We start from the raw sequence: 22,013 nt of genomic DNA, 5'->3' as shown, positions 1-22,013 counted from the left end.
GCAAGACTGGGGAAATGTCTGATGTCACGGCTGATATTGCGTGGGTTCGAGATCTGGAAGGGTTGGCTGGATGTGGCCGCGCAGACACAGGTTATCGACGCTCTGCGCCCGGTTCTGAAAGCGGCACCGTTGTTTTCGCCGGATACGCCCTATGGCAAACCGATGTCGGTACGCATAACCTCGGCCGGGTCGGTTGGTTGGTTTTCCGATCAGTCTGGGTATCGATATGCGGACGCGCATCCGTCGGGTGTGCCATGGCCGGAAATTCCTGACCCTTTGATGCAAATCTGGGATGGCGTGACCGGGCTGGATCGGCGGCCGGATTGCTGTTTGATCAATTATTATGGTGACGGTGCCCGCATGGGGATGCATCAGGACAAGGACGAGGCTGATTTTTCTTGGCCGGTCGTGTCTGTGTCGCTGGGCGATGATGGCATGTTCAGGATCGGCAACACCACGCGTGGGGGTAAAACTGAATCGATCTGGCTGAACTCAGGCGATGTTGTTGTGATGGGCGGCCCGGCACGCATGACGTATCACGGGGTGGACCGGATCCGATTCAAATCGTCCAGGCTGTTACCGAAAGGCGGGCGGATCAACCTGACCTTTCGGGTTGTTAACTAGGGTCCGTTTGCCCCAGCGCGCAAATGATCTGCCATTCTTCTTCGGTTACAGGTTGCACGGACAAGCGAGAGTTTTTGACCAGAACCATGTCGGACAGTCGCGGATCTGTTTTGATCTGATCCAGTGAGACCGACGTGGAAAAGGGGCGCACGGCTTTGATATCAACGCATTCCCACCTGCTATCTTCGGTCGTGCTGTCGGGATGGATCTCGGCGCAGACTTCGACAATTCCGACCACTGATTTCTCCTTCATCGAATGATAGAAAAACCCGAGATCGCCCAGCTTCATTTCACGCATGAAATTGCGGGCCTGATAGTTACGAACCCCATCCCATTCTTCGCCAGTGTCGCCTTTGGCGACCTGATCCGTCCAACCCCAGGTGTTGGGTTCGGATTTGAATAGCCAGTATTGCATCAGCCGACCACTTTCTTCCATTCGATCAGTTCAACCGATGAAAAAAGCCCGGCTTTTCCATAGGGGTCGCCGTCTACGAAGGCTTGAGCAGCAGACATGTCCGGAGCGTCAAGGATGATCAAAGACCCGGCCATTTCGCCATCAACGATCAACGGTCCGGCCTGCGCGACAATGCCTGATGCTTCGATGTGGGCCAAATGCGCGGAGCGATTGTCTTTCCGGGTCTGCAAGGCACCGGGTTTGTCCTTGGCGATCAGAGCGATAAGCATGTCATTCCTCCTTTAGGGGACGGGCCAGAAGCCGTGCCATGGCCTCGGGCAGTGTCAGGGTTTGGTCTAGCAGATTGGTCACGCAATCGGTGATTGGCATGTCGATATCCATGTCACGCGCTTTTTGTGCCGTGGCGCGGGCCGTTGCCGCGCCTTCGACAGTGATGTTTGGATCAAAGGTCGCGCCGCGGCCGATGGAGAATCCAAACCGGTAATTTCGCGACTGATCGGATGTGCAGGTCAGTGCGAGATCACCGAACCCGGACAATCCAGCCAGTGTTTCAGGCTGCGCGCCCAGCGCGACGGCCATCCTTTGCATCTCGGCATAGCCGCGCGTCATCAATGCAGCGCGGGCGCTGTCACCCAACCCGGCGCCGATCACCGCGCCACAGCCGATCGCCATGACGTTTTTCAATGCACCTCCCAATTCGGCTCCGATAGTGTCGGTGGTCCGATACAGGCGCAGGTTTGCCGTGGTCAGGCGCTGTTGCAGGTCTGCGCCCAATTCCGCATCGGCGCAGGCCAAGGTCAGGGCGGTTGGCAGACCTTTGGCGATATCCTGTGCAAAACTGGGTCCGGTCAAAAGGGCGGGGCGCGCATTCGGGGCACAATCTGAAATGACGCCGACGGGGCCCAGCCCAGTTGCCAGTTCGACCCCTTTGCAACAGGCAACCATTATATGACCGTCCAAAACATCGGCGTTTTCTGTCAGAAAACCGCGCAGTTTTTGCATTGGGACAGCCAAAAGCAGAACAGTGCTTTCGCACGCGTGTAACAGGTCTGACGTGGGTTTCAGATTATCGGGCAGCCGAAAGCCCGGCAGGCGCTGGGCGTTCTCGTTATCGGTTAGCATGGCCTTGGCCTGCGCGGCATCCCTGGCCCAAAGTGTGACCGGCCCGGTCCCGGCAAGCGATATCGCCAGCGCAGTTCCGAATGCACCCGATCCCAAAATCGAAACGGTCATGCTTTGGCCCCCTTGCGTCCGCTGCCGATCAAGGATGGACTGTGCTGATCCAGCGGCCAGCGCGGTCTGGCGGTTAGTGTCAGGTCATCCTGTACGCCAGTGCGAAATCGTTCCAGCCCGGCATAGGCGATCATCGCTGCGTTGTCGGTACAGAGCTTCAAAGGCGGTGCCACGAACGTTGCCCCGGCTTCGGCGCAGACAGTCAGCAAAGCGCTTCGGATGGCTTGATTGGCTGCGACACCTCCCGCCACGGCCACGACGGGATCACTCGGGCCAATCTCCATATAGATCCGCAAGGCACGGCGGGTCTTTTCGGCCAGAACATCCACGACGGCCTGCTGAAACCCGGCGCATAGATTGGCGCGGTCCTGACGGGTCAACCCGGCTTTCTCGGCTACGATTTGATCGCGGGCCCGTAGCAGCGCTGTCTTCAGTCCCGAGAATGACATGTTACAGTCGGGCCGGTCCAATAAAGGACGCGGAAACCGGATTGCATTAGGGTCACCCATAAGAGCCTCAGCTTCCACAGACGGGCCGCCCGGTTGCTGCAGGCCCAGCAGGCGCGCGGTCTTGTCGAACGCTTCCCCGGGGGCATCATCAATGGTGCCGCCCAACCGGGTGAAATCGTCCTGCCCACGCACCAGCAGGTATTGGCAATGCCCACCCGACACCAAAAGCATGAGGTATGGGAACGCGACTCCATCGGTCAGGCGGGGTGTGAGCGCATGGCCGGCCAGATGGTTTACACCGATCAGCGGCAAGCCGGTCGCCGCGCTTATTCCCTTGGCGCACATAACTCCCGACATCACACCACCGATCAGGCCGGGCCCTGCGGTAACGGCGATTGCATCCAGATCAGCAAAAGTCAGCCCAGAGTCGTCCAAAGCCTGCTTCACGCAGATGTCCAGTTTTTCGGCATGGGCCCTCGCGGCCAGCTCGGGGACAACACCGCCAAATGCTGCGTGCAGATCGGTCTGACCAAAGATCACGGATGACAGGATTTCCGCATGCACACCCGGTGTCTGCCGCACGATCGCCGCAGCGGTGTCATCACAGCTGCTTTCCAGCCCCAAAACTGTCAGCCCTTGCGTCATTTGTCCTGACCGTTGCAACATGCCCGTGCCGGGGGTATCACCGACGTCTCAGGCAAACAATCCCGAGGCCCCGGATGCCACGCCTTCTGATGACCCGCCCGCGCGCGGATTCAGACCGCTTCATTGCAGAGCTGGATCAGGCGACCCGCGACGGGCTGGACGTCATTTACTCCCCATTGATCGACATCGTCCCAATCGATTGCTCGGTGGATATGTCGGATGTGCGTGGAGTCATCTTTACATCGTTGAATGGGGTCGAGGCTGCGCAGACACTGGGCATTGACCCGGTCGTACCGTGTTATTGCGTCGGTGCCCGGACCACGGAAAAAGCCAAGGCGGCAGGGTGGGCGGCGCGTCAATCCGGAGTCGATGCCGCCGAATTGATCACAACACTGACCCGATCACACCCCGATGCGCCACTTTTGCATTTGCGCGGTGTTCATGCGCGGGGCGACGTTGCTACAAAACTGACAGCGGCAGGAATTGAGACAAAAGAGCAGGAGGTCTATGATCAGGCCCTTAAACCGCTCACCGACACTGCGACGTCCGCTTTGGCCGGTGATGACCCTTTGATCGTGCCGTTGTTTTCTCCAAGAACGGCGCGACAATTTGCCGACAATGCAGGGCTGCAAGCTCCTTTATACCTTGCTGCGATCAGCGAGGCTGTTGCCAAAACGGTTAAGATGCTGAAATACAATGAACTAAGGGTCGCAGATCGCCCCGACAGCTTGGCGATGGCACGTTGTGTCGCACAGCTTGTCAAACGGGTAAGCCGGGTTGAGGGCGATGGGGAGCCGCAGTAGTCTTTTCAAAAGGCTCTGAAAATGCCGATTGAGAATCGAAAGGGAATTTGAAGGTGGCTGACAAGAACAAACCTGAGTTCGAAACCGATGCCGACCCGAAGCCCGAGATGACAGAGCTGGATACCAGCACTGACAAATCTGAGGACGACGCTCCGGTAGAAGAGGCTGACGTTGAAGCGCCTGAAGCTGAGGCGCAAGACGTGGATGAAGCCGTTGAGACCAGTTCGGAATCCCATGTGGATGACCAGCTTGATCCACCAGAGTCCCTGAGCGACGAACTTCCTGAGCCTGAGCCTGAGCCTGAGCCTGAGCCTGAGCCTGAGCCTGAGCCTGAGCCTGAGCCTGAGCCTGTTGCAGAAAAGATTATCGAAACCAAGGTTGAGACCACGGTCGTCAAGCGTGGAGGGTTTTTCACAGCGCTTTTGGGCGGCGTCGTGGCCGCGGTTCTGGGTTTTGTGGTCGGGCGCACCGAAATTCTTGATCCGTACCTGCCACCCAGTTTGCAGTCTGGTGCCGGCTCGGAAGCCATTCAAAAGCTTGAAGCCAGTCTGAAGACTCAGTCAGATACGATAGCCGAATTGAAATCTTCGGTTTCCGGTTTGACCATTCCCGACATAGCTCCGCTTGAAACCAATCTCACTGATCTGACGTCTCAGACATCGGATCTGTCTTCGCAAATAGCCGGGGTACAGTCCGACCTTTCGGCGCTTGGCAAGACAGTGACGGATATGGGTGCCAAACTGGACCCGATCGATACCCGACTGACTGACGTCGAAAAACGCCCTCTTGCCCAAGCCGTCTCGGACTCGGCCATCGCCGCGTACGAGCGCGAACTGGCGGCTATTCAGGACACTGTTGCAACTCAGCGCGCTGAGGTCGAATCGCTGATCGCAGAAACCCGCAAGATGGAAGCCGAAGCCCGCAAGATGGAAGAACGTGCCGCAGCGACAGCGGTGCAGGCCGAAAACCGGTCGACGGTGGCGCGGCTGATCGCTCAATTGGACAGCGGTGCGCCATACGTGGCTATTCTGGACGACCTAAAGAAGAACGGTGTCGACATCCCTGATGCTCTGTCTGCCACCGCCAAAGAGGGTGTCGTTACCATGGCTTCTTTGCGCGACACGTTCCCGACGGCTGCGCGTGACGCGCTGGCTGCTGACCGGTCTGAAACAGCCGGGACCGACAACAGTCTGACCGGTTTCCTGCAGCGTCAACTGGGCGCCCGTTCGGTTGTGCCACAGGATGGCGACGGAACAGATGCTGTTCTGTCGAGGGCCGAAGCTGCGCTCACCAATGGTCAGCTTGCGGATGCTCTGACCGAGATCGACAAATTGTCCGGATCCGCACGGGCGGCAATGGATGATTGGGTTGGCCTTGCCACTCTGCGCTCTGCCGCCTTAAGTGCCGCTGATACCCTGGCGCAAAACCTGAACACGAATTGAGGAACCTTACATGCTGTGGTCCCTGTTAAAGATCCTGGTTTTTGTTGCCATCATCGGCCTTCTGGCCTTGGGCGCCGGATACCTTCTGGAAACGAGCGGCGGTGTTATGATCACCGTGGCCGGCACCGAATATACGCTGGGTCCGCTCCAGTCGGTGATTGCGCTGGGCATATTGATCGTCGGCCTGTGGCTGTTCCTGAAACTTCTCTCGCTGTTGATCGCGACCTGGAAATTCCTGAATGGCGATGAAACCGCTTTATCGCGGTATTTCGACCGCGGTCGGGAAAAGCGTGGCTATCAGGCGCTGGCCGATGGTGTGCTGGCCTTGGCTTCGGGCGAAGGGCGGTTGGCCATGACCAAAGCCAAAAAGGCCGAAGGTCTGCTTGATAAACCAGAACTAACCAATGTGCTTCTGGCTCAGGCTGCGGATATGGCAGGTGATACAAAAACTGCCGAGGCGACGTACAAAAAGCTGGTGACCAACGACGCAACTCGCTTTGTCGGCGTGCGTGGGGTCATGAAACAACGATTGGCCGAAGGCGATACGGCGACTGCCCGCAAACTGGCTGAAAAGGCCCTTGCTTTGAAACCGCGCCATGAAGAGACACAGGATGTGTTGCTGACGTTGCAAACTCAGGCCGAAGATTGGGCGGGGGCACGCAACACGCTGACCGCCAAGCTGAAATCCGGTAGCCTTCCGCGCGACGTCTATAAGCGCCGCGATGCGGTTCTGGCCTTGTCCGAAGCCAAAGGCATTCTGGATGAAGGCGCTTCAATTCAGGCCCGCGAACGTGCCATCGAGGCGAACAAATTGTCGCCCGATCTGGTGCCAGCCGCTGCCATGGCCGCCCGGTCCTATATCGAACAGGGCAAACCGCGATATGCCACCCGCGTTCTGAAAAAGGCATGGGAAGTACATCCGCATCCTGAATTGGCCGCTGCTTTTGCCGAGATAGTTCCGGACGAAACCCCGGACCAGCGGATCAAACGATTCGCTGCTTTGACCAAAATTCAGCCGCAGAATCCTGAAACGCGCCTGTTGCTGACCGAGCTTCATATCGTTGCCGAAGATTTTCCTGAAGCGCGGCGCGCTTTGGGTGATCTGGCGGAGCAGGCCAAGGACGCCCGTTCACTGACCTTGATGGCCGCAATCGAACGCGGCGAAGGCGCGTCAGACGCCGTTGTACAAGGCTGGCTGGCTAAAGCGCTCAGTGCGCCGCGTGGCCCTCAATGGGTTTGCGATAAGTGTCACCATATCCACGTGGCATGGGCACCGACCTGCGCCTCTTGCGGCAGCTTTGACACGCTGACCTGGATGACACCGGAATCGCCTGAGATTGCGACCGCCACAGGTGTGCACATGCTGCCGCTGATCGTGGGCGCGATTGAGGACAAACAGGATAATGTGCCCGAAGTCGACGAAGTTGATATTGTCGAAGGCGAGGTTATCCCGGTGGATGATTCCGATCCGGAAGCTTCTGAGTCGGAAGCGCCAAAGCCCGCACAGGCCTGATCTGGCCTGCTGCAAAAGTCTCTGCAAGTTTAAGTGTTAGCGCACCCTTAACCCCCGCCTGATACGCCTGATTTTGGGTGAGAAAGGTGGTGGAGATGGGTGCGCAAAGCAATGCGGCACCAGTCATCATCAAACGTAAAAAGGTCGTCAAGGGCGGTGGACACCACGGTGGGGCGTGGAAAGTTGCCTATGCGGATTTCGTGACCGCAATGATGGCTTTTTTCATGTTGATGTGGCTGTTGAACGCGACAACTGAAAAGCAACGCAAGGGTCTTGCAGATTACTTTTCGCCGACGATCCCGATCACTCGGGTATCTGGCGGAGGATCAGGAGCCTTTGGTGGGACCAGTGTTTTTTCCGAAGATTTGTTGACACAATCCGGTTCGGGGGCCAGTCAAAGGGTGCCCACTATTGCACGGCAATCCATGGGGATAAGCGGGCTGGACCTGAACGGGACAGATGGCGATGAGCAGAAGCTTTTTGACCGGATCGAATCAAAGCTTCGTGGGCGGGGCGGCGAAAGCCTGGTTTCGACCGAGGCATTGAAGCACATCGTGACCCGCGTGACAGACGAAGGTCTGATTATTGAACTGTTTGCGACCGAAGAGTCGCCTCTGTTCGAAGCGAGCAGCATGGTTCCGACCAATATCATGCGGGATTTGACGCGGATGGTGTCGAATGTCACAGCGGATGTTGCCAACGGCATTGCTGTCGGCGGTCACATTCGTGCGCATCCTGTTGTGTTGGCCGATAACCCCGTATGGGAGCTGTCTTCGGCCCGGGCTGCGGAAACACGCAGAATGCTGGAAGCGGCTGAAACTGATCCAAGGCGCATCCAACGGGTGACAGGTTATGCGGATCGCAAGCTGACGCATGACAATCCGATGGCGGAACGTAATAATCGGATCGAGATCACGTTGTTGCGTCAATCGCCTGGCAAGTAGATCAAGTTTTACGTGTTAGCGCGGTCTTAAGACGGCGCACGCTAACTGTGGCAACAGGTTATCCTGATGCTGCAGAAAGGCGCGTTTATGACAATTTCCTCTTCGCTTAATGCCGGAGTCGCCGGGCTTTCGGCCAACGCAAGCCGGTTGGCGTCGATCTCAGACAATATCGCGAACTCGTCTACCTATGGGTACAAGAGGGTTGAGACTGATTTCAATTCTATGGTGTCTTCGTCGTCAGGCGGTTCATATTCTGCGGGCGGTGTCCGTTCGACGACGCAACGGTTGATCGACGAACGCGGCGCGCTGGTGTCGACAACCAACGCAACCGACCTTGCGGTCAGCGGACGGGGGATGCTTCCGGTCGCGACCCTATCCGATGTCGAAGGCGGCAACGGCGAACCGCAGATGCTGTTGACGACCACAGGGTCATTCCGCACCAATTCCGATGGCTATCTGACCACGGAATCCGGTTTGGTTTTGATGGGATGGCCAGCTTTGCCAGATGGGACGGTCCCAAGCTATCCGCGTGACACCTCGGACGGGTTGCAGCCGGTTCAGATTAACGTCAATCAGTTCATCGGCGAACCGACAACCAACATCACGCTGGGTGTCAATCTGCCTGCGACTGCGACCGATTCCACGTCAGACGGTGCGTCCGAAGCGCTATCAGTCGAATACTATGACAATTTGGGCAAGTCAGAGAATATTCAGATTGAATTCTTGCCACTGGTTCCTGACGCGGCGGCTTCGAACACCTGGACAATGGTTCTGCGCGACACGGCCTCGGGTGACGCAATCGTCGGTGAGTATACGCTGACTTTTGACGACAGTCGGACATCCGGCGGTACATTGGCGTCAGTGGCAACGGTTTTTGGTGGCGACTATGACCCGGTCACGGGTTCTCTGATCGTCAGCATCGCGGGCGGCCCGATGGAAATCGATATCGGCATGATCGGTGAAAGCGATGGTATTACACAGCTGTCGGATAAGTTTGCCCCGGTTTCGATCTTGAAAGACGGACAACCGGTCGGCAACATGATCGGTGTCGAAGTCGACAGTAACGGGCTGGTTCATGCGAACTTCGACACTGGAATCACGCGGGTGATCTATCAGATCCCTTTGGTCGATCAGCCAAACCCGAATGGTATGATCGTGCTGGGCAATCAGACCTATCTGCCATCGCCAGAAAGCGGCACCTTTTTCCTGTGGGATGCAGGTGACGGCCCAACCGGAAATCTCGTTTCGTATGCTCGTGAAGAATCCGCCACGGATGTCGCCAATGAACTGACCGCGATGATTCAAACCCAGCGCGCATATTCTTCCAACGCCAAGGTAATTCAGACCGTGGACGAGATGCTGCAGGAAACCACAAACATCAAGCGATGATCTTGACCTAGGCACCCCAAAAAGGAGAGCCATAACATGAGCCTTTCGTCGGCCCTGAACAGTGCAATGAGCGGGCTGACGGCCGCCAGCCGCGCGTCCCTTATCGTATCGGATAACATCGCCAATGCGATGACGCCTGGATATGGGCGGCGATCCCTGGAATTGGCCTCAGACTCAATCATCGGGTCGGGGGTTAGGATTGTGGGTATTGATCGAAACTCTGATCCGGCCCTGACAGCCAGCCGAAGGTCGGCTGACGCCGAGCATGCATCGGCTGAAACATTTGCGGCTTTTTTGCAGAGTACCGAGGCCCTGGTTGGGTCGGCCTTGGATGAAGATTCACTCAGCGCACGGCTGGCTGCTTTCGACACAAGTCTGATCACCGCCGCGAGCGCGCCTGAATCCACGGTTCGCCTGAATGAGGTGGCGCAACGGGCTGCCGATCTGGCCCAATCCATTTCCAACGCAGCGGATGGGGTTCAGTCTCTGCGAGGCGAGTCGGACAAAAAAATTGCTGACTTTGTCGACACAATGAACGACCGATTGGCACGAATTCAGGACATCAACATTCGCATAACAGCGATTGGAGCGGCAGGCGATTCGGCAGCGGCGATGGTTGATCAGCGTCAGGTGCTGATCGACGAGATCAATGAAATTGTGCCGATCAACGTGGTCCCACGCGATCATGGGCAAGTCGCGCTGTATTCTGATGGTGGGGCAATTCTTTTGGATGGCTCCGCAGTTGAGATCGGGTTTGAAGCATCAACGATTGTCACCGCTCAGATGGCAAAAGACGATGGGGGCCTGTCTGGGCTGGATCTTAACGGCATGGCACTGAAACCAACTGCGTTGGACGGCGGTGCACTGGGAGCTCAGTTTCGTATCCGCGATGATCTGGGACCTGAACTGCAATCCCAGCTTGACCAAATGGCCGAAGATCTGATTGCGCGTTTTGAAACGACCGGGCTTGACCGGACACTTGCAGAAGGCGAACCGGGGTTATTCACCGATGCCGGTTTGGCCTTGGATTCTACGGCAACGACAGGCCTTGCCAACCGATTGACTGTTAACGTTTTGGTGGCTCCCGATGGAAGTGATGAAACCTGGCACCTGCGAGACGGGTTCGGAGCCGCCGTGCCTGGCGAAGTCGGAGACGCAACGTTGTTGCAAGGCTTCTCGGCTGTGTTGGCTGAAACGCGTTTTCTGAATGGGCAGACTGTCACAGCATCGGACATGGTATCAGCCATTGTCGCGGGTGTTGCGTCGGACATCACTGTTGCCGACAACGCGCTCAGTTTCGCGGCGACCAGCAGGACCGAGCTGGAGCGGCTCGAACTGGAACAAGGTGTCGACACTGATGCCGAACTGCAGACTCTGATGATTGTCGAAAGGGCTTACGCCGCTAATGCGCGTATCGTTCAAGCCGTGGAGGACATGATGGACTCCCTGATGAGGATCTGACCTATGACTATGTCTTCTATTGGCGATCTCGCCTATCATCTCATGTTGCGCAGCCGCAGTACCATGTTGAGCCAAAACCTGTCGCAGTTAACCGAAGAACTGGCCAGCGGCCGGGTTGCAGATGTAAACGAGCATCTTGGTGGCGACATCTCGCATCTTTTGGATATCAATCGAGATCTGACGCGGCTGGATGGTTTCGATACGGCCATTGTCGAAGCTGGTGGCATTGCCGATGCCATGCAGGCCAGCCTTAGCCTTGTCCAGTCCACTGGCGAGGATCTTGCTGCTGCTTTGATCAAAATCTCCACAGGCAATCTGAATGCATCCGGGACGGCCGTGACCGAACAGGCGTATCTTGGGTTAGATACTGTGATTTCGGCTCTGAATACAACAGTAGCCGGGCGAAGTCTTTATGGCGGAGTTGCGACGGACCGAGCGCCGATGAGAACTGCGCAAACCCTGCTGGACGCACTTGAAGCCCAGATCGCGCCATCAGCTTCTGCAAGCGAAATTCGCGCTGCAGCGGAAGCTTGGTTTGACGATCCCGATGGTTTTCACGCGATAGTCTATACTGGTGCGGACCAATCCCGAAATCCTGTCCAGATCGGGGCGCGAGAACAGGTCAACCTGTCTCTGCGTGCAGATGATGATATCTTCCGAAATGCTATGTTGGACCTGTCAATGGTCGCCTTTGCCGGCCGCGAGGATCTGGCGCTGTCTTCCGATGTTCGCGCGTCCCTGCGGCATGATGCGATGGGCAGCCTTTTGGCAGGAACCGATGCCTTGACCGGATTGCGGGCCGAACTTGGCTATGCGCAGACCAGGATCGAGGACACCGCAGCCCGTAACGCCGCAGCTCGCGCCAGTCTGGATATGGCAAGGGCGACCATGATTGAAGCGGATCCTTACGACACTGCTCTGCAATTGGAAGAGGCACAGTTCCAACTGGAAAGCCTCTATACTGTCACCGCGCGTAATTCGCGCCTCAGCCTGCTGAGTTACCTCGAATGATGTTTCTTCGCTGTTTAGTCCTTTCGGTTTTGGTGCCGTTGATGGCTCAGGCCAACACGGTTCGACTTAAGGACCTTGTCGAATTCGATGGGGTCCGCGGCAATGATCTGGTCGGGTATGGTCTGGTGGTTGGGCTGAATGGTACCGGAGACGGGCTGCGCAACGCGCCGTTCACCGAAGAGATCATGACCAACATCCTTGAACGGTTAGGCGTGAATATCACTGGCGAACAGTTTCGCCCGAAAAACGTCGCCGCGGTTTTGGTGACTGCCAACCTGCCACCCTTTGCGCGGGTTGGGAGCCAGATCGATGTAACGGTCTCGGCAATTGGCGACTCCAAAAGTTTGCTGGGCGGGACATTGATAATGACGCCTCTCAATGCGGCAGACGGGCAAATCTATGCAGTTTCACAGGGAACGATACTGGCCGGCGGCGCCGCGGTCGAGGGCGACGCAGCGGGCGTTGTTCAGGGGGTACCGACGTCGGGTACCATTCCATCCGGAGCCCGGGTGGAACAAGAAATCGACTTTGATTTTGCGTCGCTGACTACCGTGCGACTTGCGCTTCGGGATCCGGATTTTACAACGGCGGGAAGGATTGAGACCGCAATAAATCGTCAGTTCAATCGTCCGGTCGCCGTGATGCGCGATCCTGGTACGGTTGAGATTGATATCGCAGCCACCCGGGCTGTATCGACTGCGCATGCGATCGGGCGGATCGAGAACATCCTGATACAGCCACAACGAAAAGCGCGAGTTGTCGTCGACCAGCGATCCGGGACGATTGTTATGGGAGACGATGTGCGATTGTCACGTGTTGCTGTTTCACAAGGCAATCTCACGCTTCGGATAGAGGAAACGCCTTTGGTGGTACAGCCAAACCCCTTTGCGGATGGGGAAACAGTTGTGGTACCGCGAACGGGGGCCACAATCGAAGAGGAAGAAGGTGTGTCGCTTGCCGAGGTCCCCGAAAGCACGTCCCTGTCCGAAGTTGTTGCCGGGCTCAATGCGCTCGGGGTTTCGCCCCGTGACATGATCGACATCCTCAAAAGCCTGAAGGCGGCCGGAGCCCTGCACGCAGAATTCGTGGTTCGATAGGACGTTGGGTATTGAAATCGTGGGAAAGTTGCATCCTGTTGGTACCTGTATCGTGCCACAAACACAGTGCCCAAATGCCTCAAAACCTACGAACTGCCATGGTCTTCAAAGCGGTTCTGCTCGAGACGCAGGTTTGTTTGTTTTTTTGTTAGTACCGCCGAAGTTTAGGACGAATAGCTGCGGACCAATGCTGTTGCGATCAGGCTCCAGCCATCCGACACAACAAAGAAGGCAAGCTTGAATGGAAGAGCCACCATTGCAGGGGGCACCATCATCATGCCCATGGACATCAATATCGCTGCTACCACAAGGTCGATAATCAGAAAGGGCAAAAACACCAGAAACCCAATCTGGAAGGCCCGCGAGATTTCCGACAACAAAAAACTTGGGACCAGAACACTAATTGGCGCTTCTGCCGATAGAACAGCGCCAGCGGTTCCAGGGCGCAGTTCTGCAAGAGATAAAAACGTTTCTGATTCGACCCGAGCAGCCATGAATTTGCGGAAGGGCATCAAACTGCGTTCGATTGCCGCTTCCGGCTCGATTTCTTCGTTCAGCAAAGGGTTGATCCCGCTCTGCCACGCGTCCGAGAACACGGGCTCCATGACAAAATAGGTCAAGAACAGAGCAAGGCTCACGATCAGCATATTGGGAGGAGATTGCTGGAGGCCGATGGCTTGTCGAAGAATCGACAATACCGTTACCAGAAATGGAAAACACGTGATTGTAATGGCGATGCCCGGTGCGAGGCTTAGAACGGTGATCAGCAGCATCAACTGGATCGTTCGGCCAGAGAGGGATCCATCGCTGCTTAGGTTGAAACTCAGATCCTGCGCCATTGCCGATGCAGGCAGAAGAAAAAATGGCGCACAGATCAGCGCACCTGTGCAAAGAGCGCGCGCGTGCTTCATCCCAGATCGTTGGACAGATCGGTAATTTCGGTCAAACGAACGGCAAGCCGCCCCGGTGTTTCGCCCTCAAGCTCTTCCAGTTGGCCGCGCGCAACCAGCCGAGTTCCGATGAACAGTTCAACAGGATCTTCGACACGCCTGTCGAGACTTAACACCGCGTTTTCGCCCAAGTTTACCAAGTCGCGGATCAGCGGCCGGGCCTTGCCGACGGACACCGTGATTTCGATGGGGACTGAAACGAAAGGGTTTGCTTGTCGGGTTGGCGCGGAATTTGGCTTATCCATGTTTTGCGTCCTCCTGAACGTCGAAAAGAAATGCGTCGATGAGATCGTTAATCGAGCGAACCAGCATGGTCGCATCCATAGCGGTTTCAGCAGAACCCAGCCGAAGAATGATCTGGTCTCCTGTCAGGCAAGGATCTTCGACAAGAGTCAGCGGCATTGGCAGAGGCTGGCCCATCAATTCGGCGAGACGCGATTCTCCGCCCTGAGGGACGAACAAAGTTGCGCGGTGTTCGACCAGATCGGACGCAGCGGCTGTCAGTAGCCCCACAATTTGACGCCGTGTTCCCTTTGCAGCGATGTTGGGCAAAACGCTTTCGGTGACACAGTCAAACAGTGGCTCTAGCAAGGCAAACATCTGCGCACGCACCTCGTGGAAAGTGAACGACAGATCCTCGAGCGAGTTGGAGATGGCGCGGGTGGAGTTCGTGTCTTCTGACGAACGGGCCTTCGCGGCATCTTCCCAACCGGCAGCATATCCCTGCTCGAACGAGGACAGCCGTAGATCTTCAAGGGTTTCCTCGGAATGAAAGCGAAAAGGACCAGACCCGACAGCGGTCTTGCTGAAGTCCTGGAGCAAGTGGGCGATGGTCATCATGCGTTCTCCCGGCTTTCTTCCAGCCAACCACGCAGAATTTCGACTGTTTCATCCTGACGATCTCCGACAATTGCGCGAAGCCTGTCTACGGTGTCTTGCGTATTCGGCGTAGTCCCGGGCAAGGAAGATGCTGACGTCTGGTCGCCCATGTTCATCTTTTCGAACCGGCCGGTTTCGGCATCCTGAATTTCGCCAGTTAGCACTTGCCCCCCGATATTGGCAGGCCCGGGTAAGCCTGGTGCCGCTGCATTCGCCAGAACTGGGGGCGCTGTCAAAATCGGTCGCACCACGAACAGACCAAGAAGCAAAGTTACGATCCCTAAAGCAGCCAGTTGAAGCAGTGACATCACATCAAGACTGATACGTTGAAGCCAGGGCACAGCCCCGGATGTTCCAAGGGGTTCGGCAGAAGGCAGATCCATGGATTTCAGCGTGATCACGTCGCCACGCTCGGGATCATATCCAACCGCAGATTCAACCAATTCTCGCAAGGCGTCCAACTCTGCAGCAGGCCGCTGTGTGAAGTCTGCGCTTTCGCCGTCGGATTGGGCGGGAATGCCGTTGATCAAGACCGCCACTGTCAGCCGTTTAATGGCCCCTGGCGCTCTGAGGATTTCGGTTTCGGTTTCGGACACTTCATAACTCACCCGTTCGCGCGTTGAACTCGTCTTGCTGTTCGACCCGTCCTCTTCTGCTGCATCCCCGTCGGGCAGATTCGATGCAACGGTGACGTCGCCAGACTGCCGGGAGCTGGCGTCAGATCGTTCTTCGACATCCGTACTGATAGCGACCCGACCGTTCGGATCGAACCTGCGTTCTCGGATCGATTCGGATTCTGTTACGGTGTCGAGGCTGACTTCGACAACAGCGTTGCCGCGACCAACACGAGCCTCAACCAGACGCAGAACACGTTCTCTGATCTGCAGTGCCCGATCATCGACCGTGCTTGAGGTTGGTCCGGTGTCTGTCGTGCTGATCAATGTGCCGTTTGCATCTATTATGGAGACATTTTCGGAAGTTAGCCCAGAAACGGCGGACGCGATCAAGTGTCGAATGGCATTTGCCTGAGGTGGTGTGATGGGTGGACCCGAGGGTACCACTGAAACAGAGGCGGATGGTTCGAAACTGCGTTGGAACGGGTTGGAACCTGCATTGGCAATGTGTACCCGGGCCTGTCCGACATGCTGCCCGGCCATGATCGTGCGCGCCAATTCACCTTCTTTGGCCCGCCAATAGGCGGCGTCGAACATTTGCGAAGTCGTTCCGAACCCGGAAAGCGAATCAAGCAATTCGTATCCTTGCCCGCCGCCGGATGGCAGGCCGTCGCTGGCCAATGTCAGACGTAATTCATCCCGCTGCTGGGCCGAGACATAGATCGACCCACCGCGCACCTCATAAACAACATTCCGCTGTTCAAGCGCATGTACGACTTCGCCGGCCGCTCCGTTTTCCAGGCCCGCATAGAGCAGGGTCATAGATGGCGCTGCCGCCATTCGGGAAAGAATCAATACTCCGGCAAACATTGCCAAACTCGCAAACGCGACGATGACCCGCTTTTGCATATTCAACCCGGCCCAGACTGTTCTGATCTGCTGCAACGCAACCTCCGTCAAACCGACTTTCTGTACGGCTTGAGGTATGTTTGGACGAACGGGCTTAACAATCGGTTAGTTCCTACACGGTTATGAAGAGAACGTTCGAACCGCCAGGATACGTAATGACCGATTCAGTTACCAAGTCACCAGAACTCCCTACAAAGTCGGGAAAATTCGCGATTCTCATTTGGGTTTTTTTGGCGTTAACTGGCGCTGGCGCTGGATTCGCGGCGATATCTTTCGGTCTGCTTCCTTTTGGCGGAGTCTCTTCCGGGACAAGTGGGCACAAGCAAGACGAACACGCAGCAGATTTTGGCGACATCGCCTTTGTCGAAATCGAACCGATCATGATTTCTCTGAACTCCGGGGCGGGTTCGAGACAGTTGAGGTTTCGCGCACAGGTTGAAGTCGATAGCAGCGACAAACATGCAGTCGAACAGATCATGCCGCGAATTGTCGATGTTCTGAACGGCTATCTGCGAGCGCTGACACTGGACGATTTGCGTGATCCTCTGGCGCTCACACGGCTGCGCTCGCAAATGCTTAGGCGGATCTCAATTGTGACAGGCGACGCGATGGTCCGCGATCTTCTGATTATGGAATTTGTATTGAACTAGGAGGCAACAGTGGAACTGATTGCAGATATTCTTCTGGTCGCGGGCGCCTTGGGCGCCGGATTTTACTGCTACGTGCTTTCCAGGCGGTTGAGCCGCTTCAATGATCTGGAAAAGGGCGTCGGCGGCGCCGTGGCTGTATTGTCTGCTCAGGTCGATGACTTGAACCAGACTCTGGGTGCGGCAAAGTCGTCCTCGGACGGGTCGAACCAGGCCTTGGAAGCGCTGACGACGCGGGCCGAGGCGGTTGCACAAAAGCTTGAACTGATGATGGCGTCGATGCATGACGTGGCGGAGTCCGTTTCGCCAACGCCAGACGGCAAGCCGACAGAAGAAGACCAGTCGCCGCGACCTGAATCTGGTCCTATGTTTGTTCGCCACGGCCGCGGGCACACTCAGGCGTCACAATGAGTAAGGTCACAACACAAAACCGACCGCGCCGGTTGCGTGGCGGGGTCTTGATGCTGATTTCCATGCTGTTGACCGGATCAGCGCTTTTACGGTTCGGGGTAGAGGCTGCACCGGCAATCGGGCGGGAAATTGCGCAAGCCGATCACCCGGTTGAGGAGCAGTCAGCGCCAGAAGCCAAGGAAGCCGCGAAGACACAAGGGCCGGTGGCGTTGCAACACGTGCTGGCAGCCTTGCAGGAACGTGAAGAACGCCTGGAACAGCGCGAACTTATTCTTGAGGAGCGGTTGGAAGCGTTGAGCATTGCAGATGCGGCCATCGACCGGAAACTTGTGGCCTTGGTCGAAGCCGAAGAAACACTGCAGCGCACATTAGCGATGGCAGATGGCGCTGCTGAAGGAGACCTTACCCAACTTACGGATGTTTATGAAAAAATGAAGCCAAAGGATGCAGCTGCGCTGTTCGAAGAAATGGCGCCAAACTTTGCCGCAGGTTTTCTGGCACGGATGAATCCCGATTCGGCGGCGGCAATCCTAGCCGGCCTAAGCCCCAGAGCAGCCTATACAATCAGTGTTGTTCTGGCAGGTCGTAACGCAAATGTGCCGACTGAGTGAAATTCCAAAACAGTCAGTCTTTCTTAAGCAGTCAGGCCCAAGTTGAACCGGAAGCGACGGAAATCGGAGAGCGGTCATGATCGGTATCATCGGAATCATTGTCATCTTTGCTATGGTGTTCGGCGGATACCTCGCCGCCGGAGGTAAACTGACGATTATCCTAAAATCTCTCCCATTCGAAATGATGATGATCGGTGGTGCAGCAACGGGCGCCTTTCTTATCAGTAACGACATGCCCGCGATCAAACACACGATCAAAGATATTGCCAAGGTGTTCAAGGGAGCGAAGTGGAAGGCCGACGATTACCGCGATCTTCTTTGTCTGCTTTTTTCTTTGATCCGCGTCGCGAAAAGCAGCCCTGTAGATCTGGAAAAGCACACGGAAGACCCACAAGCGTCAGACCTTTTTAGTAAGTACCCGAAAATCCAATCTGACAAAGAAGTTGTTGATCTGATCTGTGATACGCTCCGCTCGGCGTCAATGAACTATGATGATCCGCATCAGGTCGAGGAAATACTCGACAAAAGAATGGAATCCAATCTCCACCATGCCATGCATTCCAGCCATGCCCTTCAGACAGTGGCGGATGGTTTACCAGCGTTGGGTATCGTTGCGGCGGTATTGGGTGTGATCAAAACGATGGGCTCGATCGACCAACCTCCTGAAATTCTTGGTAGACTGATCGGTGGGGCTTTGGTGGGGACCTTTCTCGGGGTGTTTCTGGCCTATGGCCTCGTTGGACCATTTGCATCCAAGCTTCAGGCCGTCACGGAAGAAGACAGCCACTTTTACCATTTGATCCGTGAGGTTCTTGTGGCCAATCTCCACGATCACGCGGCGGCCATCTGCATCGAAGTCGGACGTCAGAACACACCTTCGCATATCCGGCCTGGCTTTGGTGACCTTGAAGAAGCCTTGAAAGCGGTCAAGCAGGAAGCTGCATGATGACGTTGCTCAGAATGCTTGTGCTGACCTTTTTGTTGGGTCCGCCAGCCTTCGCCCAGACAGTTGAAGTTCGGACGGGCGAACATGTGGGGTTCACTCGCATCGTCGTTCCGATGCACAAAAGCCAGCAGTGGACGGTTCGCAGTTCGGGGCGCACTACATTTTTGACCGTGGCCGCAACGCAGATTGTGTTTGATTTTTCGACCGTTTTTGACCGAATTCCACGTACCCGGGTATTGGATGTTTCCCAGTCTGGCCCCGGCAAGGATCTCGTTATTCATCTTGGCTGCAATTGTCGGGTAAACAGTTTCCGAGCATCGGATTCGTTGATTGCCATTGATGTTGCTGATGGGCCCGAAGGATCTGCAGGTACAGATTTGACCTTGCCCGTGGTGGCAAGGTCGGATGTCTTGCATCCGTTTGATTCTGGCACTGCTTCCAGTACCGCAGATACCATAGGTGAACCAGCGAACCTGGTATTGGAACGACCGCTGGGGCGGACTCCAAATCCGATCATTCTGAAATCTTCGGAGCAGCGCTTGTTAGAGCAGCTCGACCGGGCAACCCAGCAGGGTGTTTTGGAACCGGATCATACGGAGGCTGGCGGCGCTCGTCAGGTTGGCGATACAGATAGCTTGAACCTGCCCGGACGTAAGGCGCTCCAGATTTCGGCTATAACTGTCTTCGATCAGGAAATTGACCGCGTTACGCAGAAGTCAAAGCGAACTCATGAGCAACAGTGCATCCCGGACCGTGCAATAGACGTCTTGGCCTGGACCAACGGAAGGTCCTTTCCAGAACAGATTACGGCGATACGTGCCGATCTTTATGGAGAGTTCGACAAGGTAAATCCCAAGGCCATGACAGATCTGGTGAGGCTCTACCTGCATTTTGGTTTTGGCCTCGAAGCCGAACAGGTGTTGGGTCTCGGGCAAGACAACTCTGCGAATGACAGTATTCTTCGCGCGTTGGCCCGAACGATGGATGAAATGGAGCAAACGGAAGAACTCCCTTTGGCCGGTCAGCAGCAATGTGAAGGCACCGTCGCGTTGTGGTCTTTGTTATCTGAGGCGCGATTGAGCAAAGACGCAAACCTGAATGCCATTCAGAAGGCGAATGCCGGGCTTCCCGCGCATCTTCGCATGCATCTGGGGCCGCGACTGGCAGAGATTTTGGTTGCTGGGGGGCGTCCGGATATCGCAAAAGCGGTTCTGCGGAACACAACCCGTGCGGAGGAAGTTACTGCGCCCGCTGTTGAATTGGCAGAAGCGATGATTGCTTCTGCTGAGCAAAACTACCCAAAGGCGCTGGAAAATGCCGAAAAGGTTGCTTCGACCGAGTCCGAGTTGACCGCGCGAGCCCTGGTCGCACAAGTTGAAACCCTTTTGAAGACCGGCGACACGCTGCAACCGAACATCCCTAAGCTAATCGACGCCTTTGTTGTCGAATACCGTGATGCCCCTGTTGTCGAGGATCTCAAAAGGGCCCGCATTCTGGCGTATGCCATGGTGGGCCGATTCGATGTCGCCTTGCCTGAATTGGAGTCGATAAAACCCAATGACAGCAGGCTCACAATACAACTACTTCCGCTGCTCACCGATCTGGCGGATGATCTCACATTTCTTGATTATGTTCTGGCACCCCAAAGCGACGTATCAGCCGTGGCTGAAGCCGGCGTCGTTTTGGCTATAGCCAGACGCTTGCTAGACCTTGGTTTTCCGCGCCATGCACGAGAGATTCTAGATAAAGCGTCAGGCCAAGACGTCGATGATGCGCGACGGTTGTTGCGGGCAGAAGCGGCCTTGGCAGACGGCAAACCACATCACGCGCTCGTGGACGTTCTGGGTATCAGCGGACCCGAAGCTGACAAGATAAGGGTGTCAGCCATATGGCAGAACCAAAACTATGCTGAGGCGGCGGATCTGGCAGCGAAGATCCGTGATAACGAGAGCGCAGCCAGGGGCTTTTTCCTGTCCGGGGACTACGATGCGATCCCCGCGGAAGAGACACGTTTTGTACACGCCGGAGATGCTGCCCGGCATCTCGTCCGGCGCGAGCCGGTGGAATTTCCGCCACTGAAGCATGCGCATGCCTTGTTGGACAAGAGCGCAGCGACCCGTGCTGAGATCGATCGATTATTAGAAGAAACTTCGATGCTGAAACAGGGCGTGAACTGAACGTATCCTCTTGCAGCTGATTTGCAGACTTTAGACAACCTGGCTAACCATTTGTAAAAGAACAGCGCTTAGCCTGAATGCCAATACACCAACAATTTCAGGCAAATGCCCATGATCCTCGAATGGCGCCAGTCGCAAAAGGGCTACCCAGTTCTCCGGTCACCTGCGGTGTTCGCAGCATTCGCTTCTATACTGATATCGTCAGCCTTGGCAGCCGCGGCGGCGGCCAAGGCATATGATTGTGATCAGGCGGCAGAGGTCGCGGCGCAAAGGCACGACATTCCGGTCGATATTCTTCTGGCGATCACACGCGTTGAAACCGGTCGAACTGGCAAAGAAGGGTTGTCGCCTTGGCCATGGACGGTGAATCTTGAAGGTGCCGGACATTGGTTCAAAACCGAGGATCAGGCACGCGCGTTTGTATTTCGGCATTTCAAAAAGGGCGCCAGAAGTTTCGATGTCGGGTGCTTTCAGATTAACTACAAATGGCACGGCCGTGCTTTCCAGTCGATCGAAGACATGTTTGACCCTGTTTTGGGTGCCGACTATGCGGCTCAGTTATTGAAAAATCTCTACGCGGAACTGGGAAACTGGTCTGAAGCTGCGGGCGCCTATCATTCCAGAACGCCAGCTTTGTCCCGCAAATATTCCGCGCGGTTCGATACAATTCGCACATCATTGCCTGATTCAAATCCAGCGGGCGACATGACTAAACGCTCGTCCAGCCGTGCCGCTCGCCCACTGATCGGATCCACGCCCGCTAGTCTGGGTTCATTGGTTACGTTTCAGGACACAGACTCCCGACAACGTCTGTCTTTGATTAAACAGCGATAAAACAAAACC

The 22,013-nt window shown here is 56.0% G+C and carries 23 protein-coding genes; 15 read left to right on the top strand and 8 right to left on the bottom strand.

All coding sequences use genetic code 11. The annotated features are described in order from the left end of the window. Window positions 1-21 precede the first annotated feature (21 nt). Entirely contained in the window at window positions 22-624 is a 603-nt protein-coding gene (locus tag FOY56_RS18655) for an alpha-ketoglutarate-dependent dioxygenase AlkB family protein (protein WP_146347565.1), read from the top strand. On the opposite strand, the gene FOY56_RS18650 is transcribed toward FOY56_RS18655, so the two are convergent. Genes FOY56_RS18650 through tsaD form a run of 4 tightly spaced genes read right to left on the bottom strand, consistent with a single transcriptional unit; the run spans window position 617 to window position 3,366 of the window. After that, a complete protein-coding gene (locus FOY56_RS18650) occupies window positions 617-1,039 on the bottom strand; it encodes an EVE domain-containing protein (protein ID WP_146347563.1) in 423 nt (140 codons plus the stop codon). The genes FOY56_RS18655 and FOY56_RS18650 overlap by 8 nt on opposite strands. Next, window positions 1,039-1,308, bottom strand: coding sequence for a YciI family protein (locus tag FOY56_RS18645; protein ID WP_146347561.1), 270 nt, complete (start codon window positions 1,306-1,308; stop codon window positions 1,039-1,041). Before FOY56_RS18645 ends, FOY56_RS18650 begins: the two co-directional genes overlap by 1 nt. A gap of 1 nt (window position 1,309) precedes the next feature. Further along, window positions 1,310-2,272, bottom strand: coding sequence for an NAD(P)H-dependent glycerol-3-phosphate dehydrogenase (locus tag FOY56_RS18640; protein WP_146347559.1), 963 nt, complete (start codon window positions 2,270-2,272; stop codon window positions 1,310-1,312). Beyond that, window positions 2,269-3,366 (bottom strand): tRNA (adenosine(37)-N6)-threonylcarbamoyltransferase complex transferase subunit TsaD, encoded by a 1,098-nt coding sequence (gene tsaD / locus FOY56_RS18635; protein WP_146347557.1) that lies wholly within the window; start codon window positions 3,364-3,366, stop codon window positions 2,269-2,271. Before tsaD ends, FOY56_RS18640 begins: the two co-directional genes overlap by 4 nt. A 74-nt stretch (window positions 3,367-3,440) precedes the next feature. Here tsaD and FOY56_RS18630 point away from each other — a divergent pair, with 74 nt between their 5' ends. The 8 genes from FOY56_RS18630 (at window position 3,441) to FOY56_RS18590 (ending at window position 13,026) form a co-directional block, all read left to right on the top strand. Then, entirely contained in the window at window positions 3,441-4,169 is a 729-nt protein-coding gene (locus tag FOY56_RS18630) for a uroporphyrinogen-III synthase (RefSeq protein ID WP_246139530.1), read from the top strand. Between the two features lie 53 nt (window positions 4,170-4,222). Next, a complete protein-coding gene (locus tag FOY56_RS18620) occupies window positions 4,223-5,611 on the top strand; it encodes a COG4223 family protein (protein ID WP_186766392.1) in 1,389 nt (462 codons plus the stop codon). 10 nt (window positions 5,612-5,621) lie between these two features. Next, window positions 5,622-7,124 carry a heme biosynthesis protein HemY gene (locus FOY56_RS18615; RefSeq protein WP_146347553.1) on the top strand — a complete coding sequence of 501 codons (1,503 nt, stop codon included), beginning with the start codon at window positions 5,622-5,624 and terminating at the stop codon, window positions 7,122-7,124. A 95-nt stretch (window positions 7,125-7,219) separates the two neighbouring features. Next, the gene (locus FOY56_RS18610) at window positions 7,220-8,068 is read left to right on the top strand and encodes a flagellar motor protein MotB (protein WP_146347551.1); all 849 of its coding nucleotides are present in this window, start codon (window positions 7,220-7,222) and stop codon (window positions 8,066-8,068) included. Window positions 8,069-8,155: 87 nt separating this feature from the next. After that, a complete protein-coding gene (locus tag FOY56_RS18605) occupies window positions 8,156-9,457 on the top strand; it encodes a flagellar hook protein FlgE (RefSeq protein WP_246139529.1) in 1,302 nt (433 codons plus the stop codon). A 36-nt stretch (window positions 9,458-9,493) separates the two neighbouring features. Further along, entirely contained in the window at window positions 9,494-10,918 is a 1,425-nt protein-coding gene (gene flgK, locus FOY56_RS18600; protein WP_146347547.1) for a flagellar hook-associated protein FlgK, read from the top strand. Between the two features lie 3 nt (window positions 10,919-10,921). Further along, window positions 10,922-11,929, top strand: a complete 1,008-nt coding sequence (locus tag FOY56_RS18595) for a flagellin (RefSeq protein ID WP_146347545.1) — start codon at window positions 10,922-10,924, stop codon at window positions 11,927-11,929. Further along, window positions 11,926-13,026, top strand: coding sequence for a flagellar basal body P-ring protein FlgI (locus tag FOY56_RS18590; RefSeq protein WP_146347543.1), 1,101 nt, complete (start codon window positions 11,926-11,928; stop codon window positions 13,024-13,026). Before FOY56_RS18595 ends, FOY56_RS18590 begins: the two co-directional genes overlap by 4 nt. Window positions 13,027-13,190: 164 nt before the next feature. Here FOY56_RS18590 and fliP read toward each other — a convergent pair whose 3' ends face one another. Genes fliP through fliF form a run of 4 tightly spaced genes read right to left on the bottom strand, consistent with a single transcriptional unit; the run spans window position 13,191 to window position 16,414 of the window. Continuing rightward, a complete protein-coding gene (gene fliP / locus FOY56_RS18585; RefSeq protein ID WP_146347541.1) occupies window positions 13,191-13,937 on the bottom strand; it encodes a flagellar type III secretion system pore protein FliP in 747 nt (248 codons plus the stop codon). Continuing rightward, the gene (locus FOY56_RS18580) at window positions 13,934-14,221 is read right to left on the bottom strand and encodes a FliM/FliN family flagellar motor switch protein (protein ID WP_146347539.1); all 288 of its coding nucleotides are present in this window, start codon (window positions 14,219-14,221) and stop codon (window positions 13,934-13,936) included. The genes fliP and FOY56_RS18580 overlap by 4 nt, the downstream gene beginning before the upstream one ends. Beyond that, on the bottom strand, window positions 14,214-14,816 hold the full coding sequence (locus FOY56_RS18575) for an ABC transporter ATP-binding protein (protein WP_146347538.1): 603 nt from the start codon (window positions 14,814-14,816) through the stop codon (window positions 14,214-14,216). Before FOY56_RS18575 ends, FOY56_RS18580 begins: the two co-directional genes overlap by 8 nt. Beyond that, a complete protein-coding gene (gene fliF / locus FOY56_RS18570; protein WP_146347536.1) occupies window positions 14,813-16,414 on the bottom strand; it encodes a flagellar basal-body MS-ring/collar protein FliF in 1,602 nt (533 codons plus the stop codon). Before fliF ends, FOY56_RS18575 begins: the two co-directional genes overlap by 4 nt. Before the next feature lie 119 nt (window positions 16,415-16,533). Here fliF and FOY56_RS18565 point away from each other — a divergent pair, with 119 nt between their 5' ends. The 6 genes from FOY56_RS18565 (at window position 16,534) to FOY56_RS18540 (ending at window position 22,004) form a co-directional block, all read left to right on the top strand. After that, window positions 16,534-17,028, top strand: a complete 495-nt coding sequence (locus tag FOY56_RS18565) for a flagellar basal body-associated FliL family protein (protein ID WP_146347534.1) — start codon at window positions 16,534-16,536, stop codon at window positions 17,026-17,028. A 9-nt stretch (window positions 17,029-17,037) separates the two neighbouring features. Then, window positions 17,038-17,436, top strand: a complete 399-nt coding sequence (locus FOY56_RS18560) for a hypothetical protein (RefSeq protein ID WP_146347532.1) — start codon at window positions 17,038-17,040, stop codon at window positions 17,434-17,436. Then, window positions 17,433-18,047, top strand: a complete 615-nt coding sequence (locus FOY56_RS18555) for a MotE family protein (protein ID WP_146347530.1) — start codon at window positions 17,433-17,435, stop codon at window positions 18,045-18,047. Before FOY56_RS18560 ends, FOY56_RS18555 begins: the two co-directional genes overlap by 4 nt. Window positions 18,048-18,123: 76 nt before the next feature. Next, window positions 18,124-18,993, top strand: coding sequence for a flagellar motor stator protein MotA (motA, locus tag FOY56_RS18550; protein WP_146347529.1), 870 nt, complete (start codon window positions 18,124-18,126; stop codon window positions 18,991-18,993). Next, window positions 18,990-21,170, top strand: coding sequence for a hypothetical protein (locus tag FOY56_RS18545; RefSeq protein ID WP_146347527.1), 2,181 nt, complete (start codon window positions 18,990-18,992; stop codon window positions 21,168-21,170). The genes motA and FOY56_RS18545 overlap by 4 nt, the downstream gene beginning before the upstream one ends. A gap of 111 nt (window positions 21,171-21,281) precedes the next feature. Beyond that, on the top strand, window positions 21,282-22,004 hold the full coding sequence (locus FOY56_RS18540; protein WP_146347525.1) for a lytic transglycosylase domain-containing protein: 723 nt from the start codon (window positions 21,282-21,284) through the stop codon (window positions 22,002-22,004). Window positions 22,005-22,013: the final 9 nt, after the last annotated feature.

The organism is Falsiphaeobacter marinintestinus (assembly GCF_007923355.1).
In the GTDB taxonomy this organism is placed as follows: domain Bacteria; phylum Pseudomonadota; class Alphaproteobacteria; order Rhodobacterales; family Rhodobacteraceae; genus Phaeobacter_A; species Phaeobacter_A marinintestinus.
This window is presented reverse-complemented; position numbering and strand designations above follow the sequence as displayed.